Below are 18549 nucleotides of genomic sequence, written 5' to 3'. Positions count from 1 at the left end.
TGGTTGACTAGAGCCTCTGATTTGTTCTATATTAATAATATTAACCTTATAAACTAATGCAAATGGGGGCATATAAAATGAATTTTCAGCAAATGATATTGAAACTTCAAGAATATTGGTCAAACCAAGGCTGTATCATAATGCAAGCGTATGATAGCGAAAAAGGTGCAGGAACTATGAATCCAGCAACCTTTTTAAGAGCACTTGGGCCAGAGCCTTGGAAAGTATGCTATACAGAGCCGTCAAGAAGACCAGCAGATGCAAGATATGGCGAAAATCCGAATAGACTATATCAGCATCATCAATTCCAAGTAATAATGAAGCCATCACCAGATAATATTCAAGATATTTATCTTAAATCACTTGAAGCTATAGGAATTAATCCTAAAGAGCATGATATTAGATTTGTGGAAGACAACTGGGAAAACCCTACCTTTGGAGCATGGGGGCTAGGCTGGGAAGTTTGGCTTGATGGAATGGAAATTACTCAATTTACTTATTTTCAGCAAGTAGGTTCTATTGACTGTGAACTTGAGTCTGCTGAGCTTACCTATGGATTGGAAAGAATAGCTCTATATCTGCAAGAGAAAAACAACGTGTATGATATAGATTTCACTGATGAAATTAAATATGGAGAAGTATTCAAAAAAGCTGAGTACGAGCATTCTGTATACAGTTTTGAGCTATCTGATAAGGATATGCTTCTTAATATGTTCAATACCTATGAAAAAGAAGCTACTAGACTTATTGATGAGAGCCTTGTAATGCCTGCCTATGACTACGTACTTAAATCATCTCACGCCTTTAATTTATTAGATGCAAGAGGAGCTATCGGAGTAAGTCAAAGAGCTCTTTATATAGGAAGAGTTAGAAATATGGCTAGAAAAATTGCTTCAGCATATGTAAAGCAACGTGAAGAAATGGGATTCCCATTACTAAAAGGTGGTGATATCAATGAATAAAAAGCTATTATTTGAGATAGGAACTGAGGAAATTCCAGCTAGATTTATTGCAAAAACAAAAGCTGATATGAAGGGATATCTAGAAAAAACACTTAAAGAACTTCATATTGAATATAAATCTATAGAACTAAAATGCACACCTAGAAGATTTGTGGTAGTTATAGATGAGCTGGCAGAAAATCAAGCTACTGTTGAAGAAGAACTAAAAGGTCCAGCTAAGAAAATTGCTTTTGATGAAAATAATAACCCAAGCAAAGCTCTTCTTGGATTTCTAAAAGGCAAAGATATCAGTCCAGAGGAAGTATACTTTAAAACAGTGGGCAAAGATGAATACGCTCATATTAAGCTTACAAAAGAAGGGCAAGCTGTAAAAGGCCTGCTTAAAGATATTTTTGAAGGAATGATAAAATCAACTACCTTCCCTAAATCTATGAGATGGGGTGGCAAAAATATCCGTTTTGTAAGACCGATAAGATATTTCGTATGCCTAATGGATGAAGAAGTAATTGATTTTGAAATTGAAGGCATTAAAACAGGCAATATTACAAAAGGACATAGATTCTTAGGCAGCAGTGAAATAGTAATTAATACTCCTGATGAATATGAAGCTAAGCTTAAAGAGAACTTTGTAATTCTAGATGATGAGCAAAGAAAAGCATTAATATTAGAGCAGTGTAAAGCTGTAGCTGATTCTCTTGGTGGAACTCTTATGATGGATGAGGATTTACTAGAGGAAGTAAATTATATTGTAGAGTATCCTACAGCTTTTTATGGAGAGTTTGACGAGAGCTATCTATCGCTTCCAAAGGAAGCAATCATCACTCCTATGAAAGAGCATCAGAGATATTTCCCTGTACTTGATGCAGATGGCAAGCTTCTAAATAAATTCATAACTGTAAGAAATGGCGATAGCTATGCGATAGACAATGTTAAAAGAGGAAATGAAAAAGTACTGGATGCTAGACTTAGTGATGCACTATTTTTCTATCATGAAGATACTAAAAAGCCTCTAGAGGCTTATGTAGAAAGATTAGATACTATAGTGTTCCAACAAAAACTAGGAACTATACTAGATAAAACTAAGAGAATTCAAAACCTATCAGAAAAAATTGCAAAAGCTCTAGCTTTAACTTTGCCAAATCTAGATAGAGCGGCTTACCTTTCAAAAGCAGATTTGACAACAGCTATGGTTTTTGAATTTACAGAGCTACAAGGTATAATGGGAAGATACTATGCGAATCTTTCAAACGAGCCAAGTGAAGTAGCGGAGGCTATATACGAGCATTATCTTCCTAGATTTGCTGGAGATGAGCTTCCATCTACAAATGAAGGTATAATTCTGGCACTTTCAGATAGATTGGACTCAGTAGCTGGCTTCTTTGCTATAGGTATTCAGCCTACAGGTTCTCAGGATCCATATGCGCTTAGACGTCAGGCTCTTGGCATACTTAATATTATGATGGAAAAGAAGCTAGATGTGAGATTGTTCGATCTACTTGATTTAGCTCTAGAAAATTTTGATTTTGAAGATATGGACAAGCAGTCAGTTAAATCTGACCTTATGTCATTCTTTGAGCTTAGACTTAAGAATCTATTTACTGATATGGGTATACGCTACGATGTAGTTGATGCAATTATTAATATAGAGGATTCTAATCCATTTGATTTATTAATAAGAGCTAAGGACTTAGATGCTTGGGTTAAAAATAATAGCGTAACTGAGGCTCTTCAGACTTTTAGCCGTATATCAAACATTTCCAAGGAAGCAATTGCTGGAAAGGTAGATGAAGCTTTATTTGCTCATGATAGTGAAGCAAAGCTAAATACTGCATATAATAGTATTAAAGCTGAGGTTGAAGCTATGCTGGCAAGAAGAGAATATGTTAAGGCTTTAGAGTTATTAATCTCTATTAAGGATAGTGTAGATGCATTCTTTGACAGCGTAATGATAATGGACGAAAATATGGATATTAGAGCAAATAGACTTGCTATGCTTTCAAATATAAGAACTACAATGGAATCTGTTGCTGATTTATCTAAAATTGTGAATGCATAATAAAATCAATATATAATATAGAAAAACATGACAACCTTATCAGAGGCTGTCGTGTTTTTTTATTTCAAGAAAAAGTAAAATAATTGTTATATTAGTGAATTTTATTATTTTAAGAAATTATTATTTTATAAGATATTTATATTATTTAGATAAGGTATAGAAAATTATGGGTAAATAATAGTAACTGGAATTTTTGACAAAAATCTAGCATTTAATATATTGACACCAAGAACAATATGACATACTATATGTATATAATATGTCACAATGGAGGTGAGGAAAATTCAAATTACTGAACGCCAGCAAAAAATCATTGATATTGTAAAAGCTGACCAGCCCATTACAAGTGAGCAGATTGCTAGTAAGCTAGGACTTACTAGAGCGACTCTTAGACCAGATTTATCCATACTTACAATGAGCGGACTTTTAGACGCACGTCCCAAGGTAGGATATTTTTATACAGAAAATGCAATTAAATCATATAGCATAAGAGAAATAAGCAACAAAAAAGTTGCAAATGTAATGAGTATACCAATCATCATAGAGGAAAATGTATCTATTCACAGTGCAATAGTAACCATGTTCCTAGAGGACGTAGGCTCGATATTTATCACATCTAATAAATATCTTAGTGGAGTAGTATCCAGAAAGGATTTATTAAAAAGCGCAATAGGAAATGGAGATATATCTTCTATACCAGTTAGTATGGCAATGACAAGAATGCCGAATATCATTTGTGTCAAGGAAAATGAGACTGTAGAAGATGCACTTAGAAAGCTAATAGAGCATGAAGTAGATAGTCTGCCTGTAGTTCAAATTGAAAAAGAAGGAAATAACGAGCAGTATGTTGTTGTTGGAAGATTTTCGAAAACTACGGTAGCCAGATTATTTATGGAGATATTACAAAACTAATCTAACGGAGGATGCTAATGAGCATATTATCAGTATATATAATATCTGATTCTCTAGGAGAAACAGGTGAACAGGTTGCAAAAGCAGCTATATCTCAATTTGAATTGGATGATTATGAGATAAAAAGATTTCCTTATGTTCTTAACTTAAAGCTTCTAAGTGAAATATTAAAAGAGGCTTCAAATGAATCTAATGCAGTACTTTTTTACACACTGGTTGATAAAGAGTTCATAGAATACATAAAAGATTTTACTGCTGAATCTGGGCTTATTGCAGTGGATTTGTTAAGCCCGCTTATAGCTGCTATTAGAGAGTCAACTCATTTGGAACCAGCAAGAGAGCCTGGTACTATAAGAAAGCTAGATGAAGCTTATTTTAAAAGAGTTGAGGCAATAGAATTTGCAGTTAAATACGACGATGGAAAGGATCCAAGAGGTCTATCAAAGGCAGATGTAGTAATTCTTGGTATATCTCGTACATCTAAAACTCCTCTTTCTATGTATCTGGCAAATAAAAACATAAAGGTTGCCAATGTTCCTCTTGTTCCAGAATCAGTACCACCAAAAGAAATATACGAGGTTCCGGCTAAAAGAGTTATAGGGCTTACGAATTCTCCTACAAAACTAAATGAGATAAGAGAAGAAAGATTAAAGGCTCTAGGACTTCCTAAAGGTTCTAGCTATGCGAGTATGGAAAGGATATTAGATGAAATAGATTATGCAGAAAAAATCATGAAAAAAATAGGCTGTCCGATAATAGACGTTTCGAATAAAGCTATTGAAGAGACAGCAGAGCTTATTATTAGTATTTTAAAACGTAATGGAATAAAGGTTTTTAAAGATTAATTATGATATATTCATGGGAGGTTAATTAATTATGGATAATAAATTTGTATATAGTTTTCATGAAGGTTCAAAAGAAATGAAATCACTACTTGGTGGGAAGGGTGCTAATTTAGCTGAAATGACTAATATAGGGCTTCCTGTTCCTCCAGGATTTACTATAACTACGAAGGCTTGTATTAATTTCTACGATGAAGGAAAAACTCTATGGCCATCACTAATAGATGAAATTAAGCTTCATCTTGCTGAAGTAGAAAAAACATTAAATAAAAGGTTCTCTGACGAAGAAAATCCACTTCTTGTTTCTGTTCGTTCTGGAGCAGTTTTTTCAATGCCTGGAATGATGGATACTATACTTAACCTTGGACTTAATGACAAAGCAGTAAAAGGTCTTGCAAAATCTACAGGCAATGAGCGTTTTGCTTATGATAGTTATAGAAGATTTATTCAGATGTTTTCAGACGTAGCTATGGAAATTCCAAAGGTTAGGTTTGAATCCTTACTTGAGGAAATGAAAGAGAAAAAAGGAGTTCACAACGATACAGATTTAGATAGTGAGGATTTAAAGGTTTTAGTTGAAATGTACAAAAAAGTATATTTCGAAGAAAAGCATGAAGAGTTTCCACAAGATCCAATGAAACAGCTAGAGCTTGCAATTAAAGCTGTATTTGAGTCTTGGAACAATCCTAGAGCTATGATATATAGAAAGCTTAATGATATTCCTCACGATTTAGGAACTGCAGTAAATGTACAGTCCATGGTGTTTGGAAATATGGGTGATAAGTCTGGAACAGGTGTTGCATTTACTAGAAATCCAGCGGATGGAGAAAATAAACTCTTTGGAGAGTTCTTGATAAATGCGCAAGGAGAAGATGTAGTTGCAGGTATACGTACTCCAAATGAAATCTCTGAGCTAAAAGATATTATGCCAGAAGTTTACAGTCAATTTGTGGATGCAACTAAAAAGCTAGAGCACCATTACAAGGATATGCAAGATATTGAGTTTACTATAGAAAATGAGAGATTATTTTTACTTCAAACTAGAGCTGGAAAAAGAACTGCTCATGCAGCAATCAATGTTGCAGTTGATTTAGTAGATGAAAATCTTATTTCTAAAGAAGAAGCAATAATGAGAATAGAGCCTAATCAATTAGACCAGTTACTGCATCCAATGTTTGAGCCAAAAGCTTTAGCAGATGCTCAAATTATCGCAAAAGGACTTCCAGCATCTCCTGGTGCTGCTTCTGGAAAGATTTATTTCCATGCAGATGATGTTGTTGCAGCGAAAGCTAGAGGAGAAAAATCTATCCTAGTAAGACAAGAGACATCTCCTGAGGATATAGAGGGAATGGTAGCGGCAGAGGGTATTCTTACAGCTAGAGGTGGAATGACATCTCATGCTGCAGTTGTTGCAAGAGGAATGGGTAAATGCTGCGTAGCTGGATGTAGTGAAATAAGAGTTGATGAGGCTTCTAAAGTTATTAAAGTTAAGAATGAAATTATAAAAGAGGGAGAATTTATTTCTCTTGATGGAAGTGCTGGAACAGTATATAGAGGAGAAATTATTAAGATTCAGCCAGAGCTAAGTGGAAATTTTGAAAAATTCATGACCTGGGTAGATGAATTTAGAAGATTGAAAGTTAGAACCAATGCGGACACTCCTAAGGATGCAGCTCAAGCAGTAGTGTTTGGGGCAGAAGGAATTGGACTTTGCCGTACTGAGCATATGTTCTTTGATGAGAAAAGAATTCCTGCAGTTAGAAGGATGATAGTGTCTACTACTTTAGAGGAAAGAAAAAAAGCTCTTGATGAACTTCTTCCTATGCAAAGAAAGGATTTCTATGAAATCTATGAGGCTATGGGAGAAAGGCCTGTTACAGTAAGACTTTTAGATCCTCCACTTCATGAATTCTTGCCACATGGTGATGAAGACATTAAATCTTTAGCGGAGTCTATGAATATAGCTTTTGAAGATTTAAAAGATAGAATAGAAGATTTGGCTGAATTTAACCCTATGCTTGGGCATAGAGGATGCAGACTTGCTGTTACCTATCCAGAAATATACAGAATGCAGACAAGAGCGATAATCGAAGCTGCTTTAGATATAAAAAAATCTGGAATGGAGTCTATACTTCCAGAAATAATGATACCTCTTATAGGAGACGTTGTTGAGCTTAAATATGTTAAAAAAGAAATAGAAGAAGAAATTCAATTAGTATTTGAAGAAAGAAATGATAAAGTAAACTACCTAATAGGAACTATGATAGAGGTTCCTAGAGCAGCAATAACAGCAGATGAAATAGCTACTGAGGCGGAATTCTTTAGCTTCGGAACTAATGACCTTACTCAAATGGGATATGGCTTCTCGAGAGATGATGCAGGTAAATTCTTATCTGATTATGAATCTAAAGGTATTTTTGAAAAAAGTCCATTTGAAGTGCTAGATCAAAAGGGTATAGGAAAGCTTATGGAAATAGCTGTTGATTTAGGAAAGAAAACTAGAGCAAATATTAAGCTTGGAATCTGTGGAGAGCATGGTGGGGAGCCATCTTCTGTAGAGTTCTGCCATAGATTAGGTCTAGATTATGTTTCTTGCTCGCCATATAGAGTTCCAATAGCTAGACTTGCAGCAGCTCAGGCAGTTATAAAGGAAAGTGTAAATGTAACTAGAGATAAGTAGCAGTTAATCAAAATACAATGGGATATTTATCTCATTGTATTTTCTTTGAAGCGATTTTTTATCAAAAATGAATATATTATGGTAAAATAATAAAGTAAATAAAACGAATTTTAATTGGAGGTTTTAAAGTGAAAAAAATCGATGAAAGAGCTATAAATTCGATAAGATTTTTATCTATCGATAGCATCAATAAAGCTAACTCTGGCCACCCTGGACTACCAATGGGTGCAGCACCAATGGCATATACATTATGGAGCAAATTTTTAAGAATTTCTCCTCAGAATCCTACATGGGAAAATAGAGATAGATTCGTACTATCGGCTGGGCACGGCTCAATGCTTCTTTATTCACTACTTCATCTATTTAACTATGGATTGCCTTTAGATGAGCTTAAAAACTTTAGACAATTTGACAGCAAGACTCCAGGTCATCCAGAATATGGTCATACCGTAGGAGTGGAAACTACTACAGGACCGCTAGGACAAGGCTTTGCAAATGCAGTGGGTATGGCTATAGCGGAAAGACATTTAGCTGGAAAGTTTAATACATCTAAATTTGATATAGTAGATCACTATACCTATGTACTTGCTGGAGACGGCGATATGATGGAAGGAATCACATATGAAGCAGCTTCACTTGCAGGAACGCTTAAGCTAGATAAGCTAGTTGCTCTTTATGATGATAATAAAATTACTATAGATGGAAGTACTGATATTTCTTTTAGCGAAGATGTAAAAAAGAGATTTGAGGCAATGCACTGGAATGTTATCGTAGTTAAAGACGGTAATGATGCTGGTCTTATAAGAAAAGCTATAATAAAAGCTCATAAGTCAAAAGGCAAGCCTACACTTATTATGGTTAAGACCATAATAGGCTTTGGAAGTCCTAATAAAGCAGGTACTTCTAAAGTTCATGGCTCTCCACTTGGCAAGGATGAAGCTATGCTAACAAGAGAGGCTCTTGGATGGAGTGATTATAGCGAATTTGAAATCCCTGAAGATGTAAAAGACCACTTTATGAGACTTAGCAAGAAAAAAGAAAAAACTTTTAAAGAATGGCAGTCAAAGCTTGTGGATTATGCTAAGGAAAATCCAGAGCTTTATAGAGAGTGGAAAAAATATCACAGCAATGAGATTTCTAAGGAATTGTATGAAGATAAATCTATATTTGAAACTTCTAGTGACAGTATGGCTACTAGAGCTTCAGGTGGAGATATATTAAATAAAATCGCAAAATATGTTCCAAATATAGTTGGAGGATCAGCTGACCTAAATGAATCTACAAAGACTTATCTTAAAGAAAAAGGTGATTTTTTAGTAGATGATATGGGAGCAAATATATTCTTTGGTATCAGAGAACATGCCATGGGAGCTATAGTTAACGGTATAGTACTTCACGGAGGACTAAGAGCTTATGGTTCTACTTTCCTTGTTTTCTCTGATTATATGAGAACGCCTATTAGACTGGCTTCTCTTATGAATATACCGGCTATGTTTATTTTCACTCATGATTCAATAGGAGTAGGAGAAGATGGACCGACTCATCAGCCTATAGAGCACGTTTCAAGCTTAAGAATGATGCCAGGACTTAGCGTGTGGAGACCTGCAGACTATATGGAGACAGGCTATTCTTATGTTGCGGCATTTGAAAAAACTGATGGTCCAAGCGTTATGGTTCTAACAAGACAAAACCTTCCAAAGCTAGATGGAGTGAATGAAAATGTTAAGAAGGGTGGATACATCCTATCTAAAGAAGAAAAAGCTACTCCAGATGCAATTCTTATGGGCTCGGGCTCTGAGGTTTCATTACTAGTAGAAGCTAAAAAAGTATTAAAAGAAAAAGGTCTGGATGTAAGAATAGTATCAATGCCAAATATGAATGTGTTTGAAATGCAATCTAAAGAATATAAAGAAGAGGTACTTCCTAGCAATGTAGAAGCTAGAGTATCTGTAGAAGCTGGAGTTACTATGCCGTGGTATAGATACCTAGGAAATAAAGGAACTGCAATAGGAATAGATACCTTTGGTGCTTCTGCTCCAATAGAAAAATTAATGGAGCATTTTGGTTTTAGTGTTGACAATGTAGTAGATAAAACTCTTGAGGTAGTTAAATAGTATCTCAATAAAAGATTAAAATATAATATGAATTTTTATAGTTAAAAAGCTGGAATAGACGAAGTTCTTCATCTAAACTGGCTTTTTAATTTTAAATTAATGATAATAATTTATTAGAAATAATGAAATTTATAAATATTAAATTTCATAATTCGTTAAAACATTACAAATGCTTAATTTCAGATAAATATGCATGCTTTACATCTTGAATAAAGGTATGCTATAATTTTTAAGATGTATACTAATTTTGAGTTATATTTTTTTATGCATGGTCTAAAATGTCAAGGAATTATAATTTAGATATAAAATCAAACTAAAGCTGTAATTAGGGGGCAAGACAATGAAGAAATTTCTCATTATAGATAGCACAATTCTACCTTCAGTGTATGAAAAGGTAGTTGAGGCTAAGGAGATGCTCAGAACAGGCAAAGCAAAAGGAATAACAGATGCAGTAAAAAAACTAGGTATTAGTAGAAGTACCTTTTATAAATATAAAGACCATGTATTTAATGTATCTGAAGGTATGATAGGAAATAAGGCTACTGTGTCATTTTTATTAAACCATGAGCCTGGGGTACTGTCCTCGATATTAAGAATATTAGCAGAAAATAAAGCCAATGTTTTGACAATAAGTCAAGACATCCCTATAAATAAAATAGCTAATTTATCAATCACATTTGATATGTCCAGTATGGAGCTTGAAATGGATGCATTTTTAACTATTTTAAAAAGAATAAGCGGAGTTGTTAGAGTAGAGCTTATAGCGATGGAATAATTAAAATGTAAATGAACGTTTTTTGGTTGACAAGAAATTAACACTAAGGTTATAATTATGAATATATATACATAAAGCTTTACGCAGAGTAAATTTGCAGCGTTAAGTGTTAAAGGCTGGGAAGTCGCCTTTAAACGAAGGTAGTACCGCGACTGTAAATTGCATCCGCTGCACAGCGAAGACTAATCACCTTTTCTGTGGGGAAGGTGATTTTTTGCGTACACAATTTGGGAGGGAATTAACTTGATCTTGATGATTGATAATTTTGATTCTTTTTGTTATAACATCTATCAGTACCTAAGAGAGTTAGGTGAAGATGTAGAAGTAGTTAGAAATGACAGCATTTCAGTCAAACAAATACTAGCAAAAAATCCTGAAATTTTACTAATATCACCAGGACCATGCTCTCCTAAAGAAGCAGGGATTTCTTTAGAAGCAATTGATTATTTCAAAGACAAGCTACCTATTCTAGGAGTTTGCTTAGGGCATCAAGCAATTGGAGAAGCTTTTAAAGGAGAAATAATAAAAGCTAAAAGACCTATTCACGGTCATGTACATAGAATAAAGCACGATGAAAAAGGAATGTTTAAAAATTTACCTAATCCCCTTGGAGTTACTAGATATCACTCTCTAGTAATAAATGAGCAAAATTTTCCAAGTGAATTGGAAATATCAGCGCAGACTATAGATGGAGAGATTATGGGGGTAAGACATAAGCGATATCCTATCGAAGGTGTTCAATTTCATCCTGAAGCTATACTTACAGAGCACGGGCATGATTTATTTAGAAATTTCATAGAAAATGCAAGAGGGTGCAAATAATGATAAAAGAGATAAAAAAATACATTGAACCTATTGAAATTTTTGAACTAATAAAAGATGAACCTCATAGCTTTATACTTGAAAGTAGTCTTTACCACGATGAATATGGCAGATATAGCATAATAGCATCAAATCCATTTGAGGTAGTAAAGTACTCAAATGATCCTGAGTGTATAGATAAATTTAGAACTATAATGAATAAATATTCTTTTGCAAGTAATAATGATACGAAATCTTTACTTCCTTTTAATGGAGGTGCAGTTGGTTATCTTTCGTATGACTTAGGCAGATATATTGAAAAAATAGAAAATAAAACTATAGTTGATATGGAAGTTCCGGATTTATATTTTGGCTTGTACGACTGGGCCTATGTAGTTGACCATAAAGAAAGAAAGCTGTATTTAGTCTCTGCAGATTTGGATAAGGATAGGGAAGAAAAGCTTATCATACAAAAAGAAGAGTTGATTCTAAATCATACACCTGCTGAAAAACTAAGCTCAGTAGACGAAGAAGTTCAGCTAAAATCAAATTTTACTAAGCAGGAGTATATAGACAGCATAGAAAAGGTAAGACAATATATTAGAAGCGGAGACATATATCAAGCAAATTTAACTCAAAGATTTGAAGGTAAAACAAAGAGAAGCGCTTTTGATATATATTCGGAGCTGAGAGAAGTTGGACCTACTATTTTTGGTGGACTTCTGAATTTTGAAGATGTGCAGGTTATTTCGAATTCTCCTGAAAGGTTTATTAAGGTAGAAAATAGAAAAATCCAAACTAGACCTATTAAAGGAACTAGGCCAAGAGGAGACAACCCTGAGCAGGATGAATTTTTCAAAACTGAACTTTCAAATAGTGAAAAGGACAAGGCTGAACTACTTATGATAGTAGACCTTGAGAGAAATGATTTAGGAAGAGTATCAGAGATAGGAAGCGTTAAGGTTCCAGAGCTATTTAAAATAGAGGCCTATGCTAATGTATACCATTTAGTCGCTACGATAGAATCAGAAATAGACAAGGACAAAGATATCTATGAGGTTATCAAAGCAACATTTCCAGGAGGTTCTATAACTGGGGCTCCAAAAATTAGAGCTATGGAGGTCATAGAAGAGCTTGAGCCGACTAGAAGAAATGTATATACTGGCTCGATTGGATATATAGGATTTGATGGTTTAGCTGACTTAAATATAGCTATAAGAACTATAGTAAAAAAGGATGATAGAATTACTTTTCAAGTAGGCGGTGGAATTACTTGGGATTCAAATCCAGAGGATGAGTACATGGAGACTCTTCACAAAGCTAAATCTATCATGAAAACTTTAAGAGGATATATTCAAGATGATACTTCTAAGTAGAGGGGTTTTAAACTGGGATGATAAAGCTTTAAAGTTTGGACTTGGTATATTTGAAACTCTTCTTATTAAAAACAAGCAAGTATACTTTTTAGAAGACCATATTTCGAGACTCTTAGCTACTAGTGAAAAGCTTGACATAGGAAAAAGCTTTGCTAAGCAGGCAGTACATGATTTAAAGCAAACCTGCTCAGATTTAAAAGAAAATCAGATTATAAGATTAACCTTATGTGACAGTGGATACAGCATAGAATCTAGAGAGCTGACCTACACCCTTGATAACTATAAAAATGGATTTAGCTTGGAGATATATCCCTATAAAAGAGGGGAAAATCCTATGCTCAGGTTCAAAACTACCTCGTATATAGAAAATCACATCGCTAGAGAAAATGCAAAGAATTCGGGCTTTGACGATGTTGTTTTTTTAGATTATAAATCCAATATTCTAGAAACAAGTATAGCTAATATAATTTTTAGAAAAAAAGATACATTTTTTATCAATGATGAAAATGCTTTCATGTTAAGTGGAATAGCCCTAAAAAATATACGAGGAATCCTTAGCTTTGAGCTCGGTTACAAGCTAAGTGAAGAGATGGTAAGTGTAGATGAACTAGAAGCATTTGACGAAGCGTTTATTTGCAATAGCGCTATGAATATGATGCCAGTTAAATCAATAGGAAATATAAGCTATAGCGTTAATACTGACTTGGCAATAACTGTAAATGACTTGCTAGAAGTACATAGCAGATATGAATTATCTCACGATGATGTAATAGAGTTTGTGAGGGCACATTATTTATCAGATAAGGATATCAAATACATATTTATAACAGGGTCATCTAAAAGTCTAGGATATAGCAAGCAAAGAGATGTAGATGTATTTGTATTTGATGATGATACTAAAGAGCAAAATAGAAGCTTAGTTAGACATCTTGGATATGACTGGGATATTAACATATTCTCGCTTGAACTAGCAGATAAAATGATTCATGAGAATATTAAGTTTTTAGTAAAAGCTATAACGGAATCCACTTTAATATATGGAGACGAAGAGGATTTTGAGAATTTAAAAAAAGTAATTTCTATTTCTTAAAAAGTAAAATTTATTTGTAACTCTAAGGAGGAGTATAAAATGTCAAATGAAATTAAAGCTGTTGAAAAAATGGATAAGGATAAGATAAAAAAAGCAGTGAGAGATATTTTAGAGGCTATTGGAGAAGACCCAGATAGAGAGGGGCTAGTTGATACTCCAAAGAGAATTGCAAATATGTTTGAGGAAATATTTGCAGGTCTTCATCAGGATCCTAGAGAGCACCTTCAAATATTTTTCCAAGAAGAAAATCATGAAGAAATGGTTATAGTTAAGGATATATCTTTTTACTCAGTATGCGAGCATCACCTAGTACCGTTTTTTGGAAAAGCACACGTGGCATATATACCTAGAGGTGGAAAGCTAACAGGGTTATCCAAGCTTGCTAGAGTAGTTGAGACTGCTGCAAGAAGACCTCAGCTTCAAGAAAGAATTGCAAAAACGATAGCAGATTCAATAGTAGAGGTTCTTGATCCATATGGAGTAGTAGTTATTCTAGAAGCTGAGCATATGTGCATGACAATGAGAGGGATTAAAAAACCTGGTTCAAAAACAATAACATCAGCAGTTAGAGGAATATTTGAAAAAGATGTAGCAGCAAGAGCAGAGGCTATGTCGCTTATAAATATAAAATAGCAAGGAGAATATACGATGATGGAATTTGGAAAGAAAACTTATATCATGGGTATATTAAATGTCACTCCTGACAGCTTTTCTGATGGAGGAGAATTTACAAATGTAGATAACGCTATTAAGCATGCTTTAGAAATGGTAGAGCAAGGTGCAGATATTATTGATATAGGAGCAGAGTCTACAAGACCAGGGTTTATTGAAGTTGATGCAGATACTGAAATTAAAAGACTGATTCCAGTGATAGAAGCATTAAAAATTAAAACAAATGCACTTATTTCAGTGGATACTTATAAATCTGAGGTAGCTAGAAAAGCTATGCAAAGTGGAGCTGATATAATCAATGATGTTTGGGGATTTCAAAAAGACACTAAAATGGCAGAGGTAGCAGCTGAATTTAATTGCCCTGCAGTTGTAATGCACAATCAAACTGGAACGGATTACAGTATAGAGATAATGCAGAGCATAAAGGATTTTTTTGAAAAAACCATTGAAATAGCTCTAAAAGCTGGAATGAAAAGAAACCAGCTGATTTTAGATCCAGGAATAGGGTTTGGAAAAACACCTGAGCAAAATATGTATGTTATGAAAAGACTAGAAGAGCTTAAATGCTTTGGACTTCCAATTTTACTTGGTACATCTAGAAAATCTATGCTAGGAAAAATTCTAGACCTTCCTCCAAAAGAGAGGGTGGAAGGAACTATAGCTACTACAGTTATGGGAATCATTCAAGGCGTAGACATTGTTAGGGTTCACGATGTAAAAGAAAACCTAAGAGCGGCTATGGTTACAGATGCTATATATAGAAAGGAAAACCAATAAAATGGATAAAATACTTCTAAATAATATGGCGTTCTTTGGCACTCATGGTGTCTTGCAGGAAGAAAAAACTCTAGGACAAAAGTTTTTTATAGATGCTGAGCTCTATTTGGATTTGAAAGATGCAGGAAAAACTGATGATTTAACAATGACGGTAAGCTATGCAGATGTTTATGAAATTATAAAAACCCACGCACAGGATAAGTGCTATGATCTCTTAGAAGCTCTAGGAGAAAATATTTGCAATTGCATTTTAAAAAATTATAAAACCATTAAAGAAATTAAATTGACTATTAGAAAACCAGAAGCACCTGTAAGGGGAATATTTGATTATATGGGGATAAGCATAATCCGAAATAGGGAGGATATATGGTAAAAGCGTTTCTTTCTTTAGGGAGTAATATGGGGGATAGATTAGAATATCTAAGCAAAGCTATAGATAAGATTGCAGAAATTCAAGGCTGTAATATTTTAAATAAATCAAGAGTATATGAAACTGAGCCATGGGGATATGAAAATCAGGAAGCATTTTTAAATTTATGCATTAGCATAGAAACATCCTTATCTCCTTATGAACTGCTTGAAAGCCTCCAAACTATAGAACTAGAGCTTGACAGAGTGAGAAAGATACACTGGGGACCTAGAACTATAGATATTGACATACTTCTGTTTGATGATATAATTTGTGAGGACGATAAATTGACTATTCCTCATCCTAGGATGAGAGAGAGAGCATTTGTACTGATTCCTCTGTATGACATTGAAAAAAATCTAATTATTGACGGGATAAAGCTTGAGGATTTGATTAATAAAATTGATACAAGAGGAATAAAGGAGTATAAGAAAAATGATTTCTAAAATATTGAATAAGGTAGATGCTCCGTTTGATGAAAACGTAATAGATATCGAAAAAGAAAAGCTGATAATAGCTGGACCTTGCGCTATAGAATCCTATGACCAGCTACTGGAAACAGCTAGATTTATAAAATCAAAAGGCGTTAAAATCCTTAGAGGAGGAGCTTACAAGCCAAGAACTTCTCCGTTTGCTTTTCAAGGAATGAGAAAAGAAGGCCTTGAGATTTTAAAAGCTGTGAAAAAAGAAGTAGGCATTATGGCGGTGACAGAAGCTATTGATGAAAAAAGCTTAAGTGAAGTCTATGAAGTATCAGATATGATTCAAATAGGTTCGAGAAATATGCAAAATTTTTCTCTACTTGTAGAAGCTGGAAAACAAGATAAACCAATTCTTCTTAAAAGAGGAATGTCAGCGACTATCAAGGAGTGGATACATGCAGCTGAATATATAGCAAAGCAAGGAAATACCAAGATAATTATGTGTGAACGAGGCATAAGAACTTTCAATGACTATACTAGAAATACTATGGATATAGCAGCCATTCCTATAATAAAACAGGAAACTGGTTTAAAAGTTATTGCTGATCCAAGCCATGGAACTGGAAAAAGAAATCTTATTTTGCCAATGTCTTTAGCATCGCTTGCAGCAGGAGCTGATGGACTTATTATAGAGGTTCATCCTCAGCCAGAAGATGCACTCTCAGACGGAGATCAATCTTTAAATTTTGAAGAATTTTCAAATTTAATATCAGTTATAAAAGGATGAGAATTCTCATCCTTTTTAGTCTTTTTAATCAAATATATAAATTTTAGAATTTTCAGATGAAGGAAAAAAACTTTTTATATAGAATAATATCTTATATGCCTCTTTTATCTATTTGGGAGATGTGATGTCTATGATAGACGATAATTTTATTGAAGATGTAAAAGCAAGGATAAATATTTTAGATATTATTTCCTCCTATGTTGAACTTAAAGGTAATGCAGAAAGCTATAAAGGTCTATGTCCGTTTCACAACGAAAAGTCGCCATCTTTTATGGTAAATGAAAAAAAACAGATATTTAAATGTTTCGGTTGTGGGGAAGGTGGAGATGCAATAGCTTTTATTATGAAAAAGGAAAATTTAGACTTTATGGATGCACTGAAGGTATTAGCTGAAAAAGCCAATATACCTTGGCCAGAAGACAAAACCATTACTTTGCAGCAAAGGCAGACTGCAGAGCTAAGGGAAAAATTACTTCAGATACATTTGATTGCAGCTAGATATTACTTTCAGATGCTTTGGAATAATGTTGATAAATCTTTAGACTACATAAAACGCAGGAATTTAAGCGATAAAACCATAAAAAAATTTGGTTTAGGATATGCGCCTAGAAGCACAGCTTTACGGGAGTATCTATTATCTAAAGGCTACATCGAAAAGGAACTTATAGAAAGTGGGCTATTTGTCTCTAGAGGAACGCAGATAAAGGACCGTTTTTTTGGACGAATTATGTTTCCGATTTTCGACATAAGAGGAAGAGTGATTGCTTTTGGAGGAAGGGTAATTGATTCTAGCTTACCTAAATATCTAAACTCGTCTGATACACTTATTTTTCATAAAAAAGATCATTTGTATGGCTTAAATATAGCAAAAAATAATTTGACTAGAGATATTTTTCTAGTAGAGGGCTATATGGATGTAATAGCCATGCATCAATATGGATTTTCTTCAGCGGTTGCATCCTTGGGTACTTCACTTACTGAGCAGCAGGCTCAAAGTATAAAGAAATATTGTAATAATGTATATCTAGCCTATGACAATGATGAAGCTGGAATAAAAGCTACTCTTCGGGGGATAGACATACTAAAAAACAATGAACTTAGTGCATTTGTTTTAGATTTTTCTCCTTGGAATGACCCAGATGAATATCTGAGCAATAATTCCACTGAAGAATTTGAAACAATTATTAGCAATTCAAAATCAAGCCTACAGTTTCAAATTGAACAGATACAAAAAAAGTATAGTTTGGATATGGAAAAGGATAAAGTCACTTTCATAAAAGAAGCATCATTTGTTTTGAAAAAGCATAGTAGTCCTGTGGAAATTGAAACTGAAATCATAAGACTATCAGATATTACTGGACTATCTATTAAATCTATTGGAAGTGAGGTGTATGGAAAATATTTCAGTCCAAAACAGTTTGAAACTCAGGGGATGAAAAAATCAAGTAAGTTTACTGAAAAAAATGATATAAAAATACATAAAGATGAAGAAGCCTGGCTTATTACTGAGTTTTCTTTTTTAAGTTATTTAGTCAATCATATTTCAGAATATGATGTAATAAAAAATATGCTTTCAAAAGATGATTTTTCAAATGAAGAAAGCAGAGAAATTTTTGATATGCTATCAGATAAAAATTTATCTGATGTAGTCAAAGAGAAATTTAAGGGTAAAAATATAAAGTATGAAGTTATATCTTCTGAACAAATTTATAATTTGATGCTTATAATTAAAAAAAATTCATTAAAAATGAAGATAAATCATTTGCTACAGGAACAAAAAAAATTGGATTCTAGCAATGAGAAAGACCAGCGCAGATTAATAGAAATAGGTATGAGTGTAATGGAATTTACTAAGGAATTAGATAATCTATAGA

16 protein-coding genes and 1 riboswitch are annotated in these 18549 nt (G+C 33.7%); all 16 genes read left to right on the top strand.

What is annotated here, in order from left to right; genetic code table 11:
* The first annotated feature begins 77 nt into the window (after positions 1-77).
* The 16 genes from glyQ (at position 78) to dnaG (ending at position 18548) form a co-directional block, all read left to right on the top strand.
* Entirely contained in the window at positions 78-962 is an 885-nt protein-coding gene (gene glyQ, locus B5X47_RS01590) for a glycine--tRNA ligase subunit alpha (RefSeq protein ID WP_079588476.1), read from the top strand.
* Positions 955-3018, top strand: coding sequence for a glycine--tRNA ligase subunit beta (glyS, locus tag B5X47_RS01585; protein ID WP_079588475.1), 2064 nt, complete (start codon positions 955-957; stop codon positions 3016-3018). The genes glyQ and glyS overlap by 8 nt, the downstream gene beginning before the upstream one ends.
* Before the next feature lie 267 nt (positions 3019-3285).
* Positions 3286-3930 (top strand): helix-turn-helix transcriptional regulator, encoded by a 645-nt coding sequence (locus B5X47_RS01580; RefSeq protein WP_079588474.1) that lies wholly within the window; start codon positions 3286-3288, stop codon positions 3928-3930.
* A 17-nt stretch (positions 3931-3947) separates the two neighbouring features.
* Positions 3948-4775, top strand: coding sequence for a pyruvate, water dikinase regulatory protein (locus tag B5X47_RS01575; RefSeq protein WP_079588473.1), 828 nt, complete (start codon positions 3948-3950; stop codon positions 4773-4775).
* Positions 4776-4806: 31 nt separating this feature from the next.
* A complete protein-coding gene (ppdK, locus tag B5X47_RS01570; RefSeq protein WP_079588472.1) occupies positions 4807-7452 on the top strand; it encodes a pyruvate, phosphate dikinase in 2646 nt (881 codons plus the stop codon).
* Positions 7453-7580: 128 nt separating this feature from the next.
* Complete coding sequence (tkt, locus tag B5X47_RS01565) at positions 7581-9566, top strand: transketolase (RefSeq protein WP_079588471.1); 1986 nt, start codon at positions 7581-7583, stop codon at positions 9564-9566.
* A 340-nt stretch (positions 9567-9906) separates the two neighbouring features.
* Positions 9907-10341 (top strand): ACT domain-containing protein, encoded by a 435-nt coding sequence (locus tag B5X47_RS01560; RefSeq protein ID WP_079588470.1) that lies wholly within the window; start codon positions 9907-9909, stop codon positions 10339-10341.
* 82 nt (positions 10342-10423) lie between these two features.
* Positions 10424-10514: riboswitch (THF riboswitch) on the top strand.
* A 79-nt stretch (positions 10515-10593) separates the two neighbouring features.
* The gene (locus tag B5X47_RS01555) at positions 10594-11163 is read left to right on the top strand and encodes an anthranilate synthase component II (RefSeq protein WP_041487457.1); all 570 of its coding nucleotides are present in this window, start codon (positions 10594-10596) and stop codon (positions 11161-11163) included.
* Complete coding sequence (gene pabB / locus B5X47_RS01550) at positions 11163-12518, top strand: aminodeoxychorismate synthase component I (RefSeq protein WP_079588469.1); 1356 nt, start codon at positions 11163-11165, stop codon at positions 12516-12518. Before B5X47_RS01555 ends, pabB begins: the two co-directional genes overlap by 1 nt.
* Positions 12502-13608, top strand: coding sequence for an aminotransferase class IV (locus B5X47_RS01545; RefSeq protein ID WP_079588468.1), 1107 nt, complete (start codon positions 12502-12504; stop codon positions 13606-13608). Before pabB ends, B5X47_RS01545 begins: the two co-directional genes overlap by 17 nt.
* A 39-nt stretch (positions 13609-13647) precedes the next feature.
* Positions 13648-14241, top strand: a complete 594-nt coding sequence (gene folE, locus B5X47_RS01540) for a GTP cyclohydrolase I FolE (RefSeq protein ID WP_079588467.1) — start codon at positions 13648-13650, stop codon at positions 14239-14241.
* A gap of 15 nt (positions 14242-14256) precedes the next feature.
* Entirely contained in the window at positions 14257-15057 is an 801-nt protein-coding gene (gene folP / locus B5X47_RS01535) for a dihydropteroate synthase (protein WP_013361973.1), read from the top strand.
* A 1-nt stretch (position 15058) separates the two neighbouring features.
* On the top strand, positions 15059-15430 hold the full coding sequence (gene folB / locus B5X47_RS01530) for a dihydroneopterin aldolase (RefSeq protein WP_079588466.1): 372 nt from the start codon (positions 15059-15061) through the stop codon (positions 15428-15430).
* The gene (gene folK / locus B5X47_RS01525; RefSeq protein ID WP_079588465.1) at positions 15424-15912 is read left to right on the top strand and encodes a 2-amino-4-hydroxy-6-hydroxymethyldihydropteridine diphosphokinase; all 489 of its coding nucleotides are present in this window, start codon (positions 15424-15426) and stop codon (positions 15910-15912) included. The genes folB and folK overlap by 7 nt, the downstream gene beginning before the upstream one ends.
* Complete coding sequence (gene aroF / locus B5X47_RS01520) at positions 15902-16675, top strand: 3-deoxy-7-phosphoheptulonate synthase (RefSeq protein ID WP_013361970.1); 774 nt, start codon at positions 15902-15904, stop codon at positions 16673-16675. The genes folK and aroF overlap by 11 nt, the downstream gene beginning before the upstream one ends.
* 130 nt (positions 16676-16805) lie before the next feature.
* Positions 16806-18548, top strand: coding sequence for a DNA primase (gene dnaG, locus B5X47_RS01515; protein WP_159446364.1), 1743 nt, complete (start codon positions 16806-16808; stop codon positions 18546-18548).
* Position 18549 lies beyond the last annotated feature (1 nt).

It is taken from the genome of Acetoanaerobium noterae (assembly GCF_900168025.1).
In the GTDB taxonomy this organism is placed as follows: domain Bacteria; phylum Bacillota; class Clostridia; order Peptostreptococcales; family Filifactoraceae; genus Acetoanaerobium; species Acetoanaerobium noterae.
This window is presented reverse-complemented; position numbering and strand designations above follow the sequence as displayed.

Coding starts and splice junctions, on each gene's coding strand:
- glyQ (WP_079588476.1), top strand. CDS start 78: ATGAATTTTCAGCAAATGATATTGAAACTTCAAGAATATTGGTCAAAC.
- glyS (WP_079588475.1), top strand. CDS start 955: ATGAATAAAAAGCTATTATTTGAGATAGGAACTGAGGAAATTCCAGCT.
- B5X47_RS01580 (WP_079588474.1), top strand. CDS start 3,286: ATGGAGGTGAGGAAAATTCAAATTACTGAACGCCAGCAAAAAATCATT.
- B5X47_RS01575 (WP_079588473.1), top strand. CDS start 3,948: ATGAGCATATTATCAGTATATATAATATCTGATTCTCTAGGAGAAACA.
- ppdK (WP_079588472.1), top strand. CDS start 4,807: ATGGATAATAAATTTGTATATAGTTTTCATGAAGGTTCAAAAGAAATG.
- B5X47_RS01560 (WP_079588470.1), top strand. CDS start 9,907: ATGAAGAAATTTCTCATTATAGATAGCACAATTCTACCTTCAGTGTAT.
- B5X47_RS01555 (WP_041487457.1), top strand. CDS start 10,594: ATGATTGATAATTTTGATTCTTTTTGTTATAACATCTATCAGTACCTA.
- pabB (WP_079588469.1), top strand. CDS start 11,163: ATGATAAAAGAGATAAAAAAATACATTGAACCTATTGAAATTTTTGAA.
- B5X47_RS01545 (WP_079588468.1), top strand. CDS start 12,502: ATGATACTTCTAAGTAGAGGGGTTTTAAACTGGGATGATAAAGCTTTA.
- folE (WP_079588467.1), top strand. CDS start 13,648: ATGTCAAATGAAATTAAAGCTGTTGAAAAAATGGATAAGGATAAGATA.
- folP (WP_013361973.1), top strand. CDS start 14,257: ATGATGGAATTTGGAAAGAAAACTTATATCATGGGTATATTAAATGTC.
- folB (WP_079588466.1), top strand. CDS start 15,059: ATGGATAAAATACTTCTAAATAATATGGCGTTCTTTGGCACTCATGGT.
- folK (WP_079588465.1), top strand. CDS start 15,424: ATGGTAAAAGCGTTTCTTTCTTTAGGGAGTAATATGGGGGATAGATTA.
- aroF (WP_013361970.1), top strand. CDS start 15,902: ATGATTTCTAAAATATTGAATAAGGTAGATGCTCCGTTTGATGAAAAC.
- dnaG (WP_159446364.1), top strand. CDS start 16,806: ATGATAGACGATAATTTTATTGAAGATGTAAAAGCAAGGATAAATATT.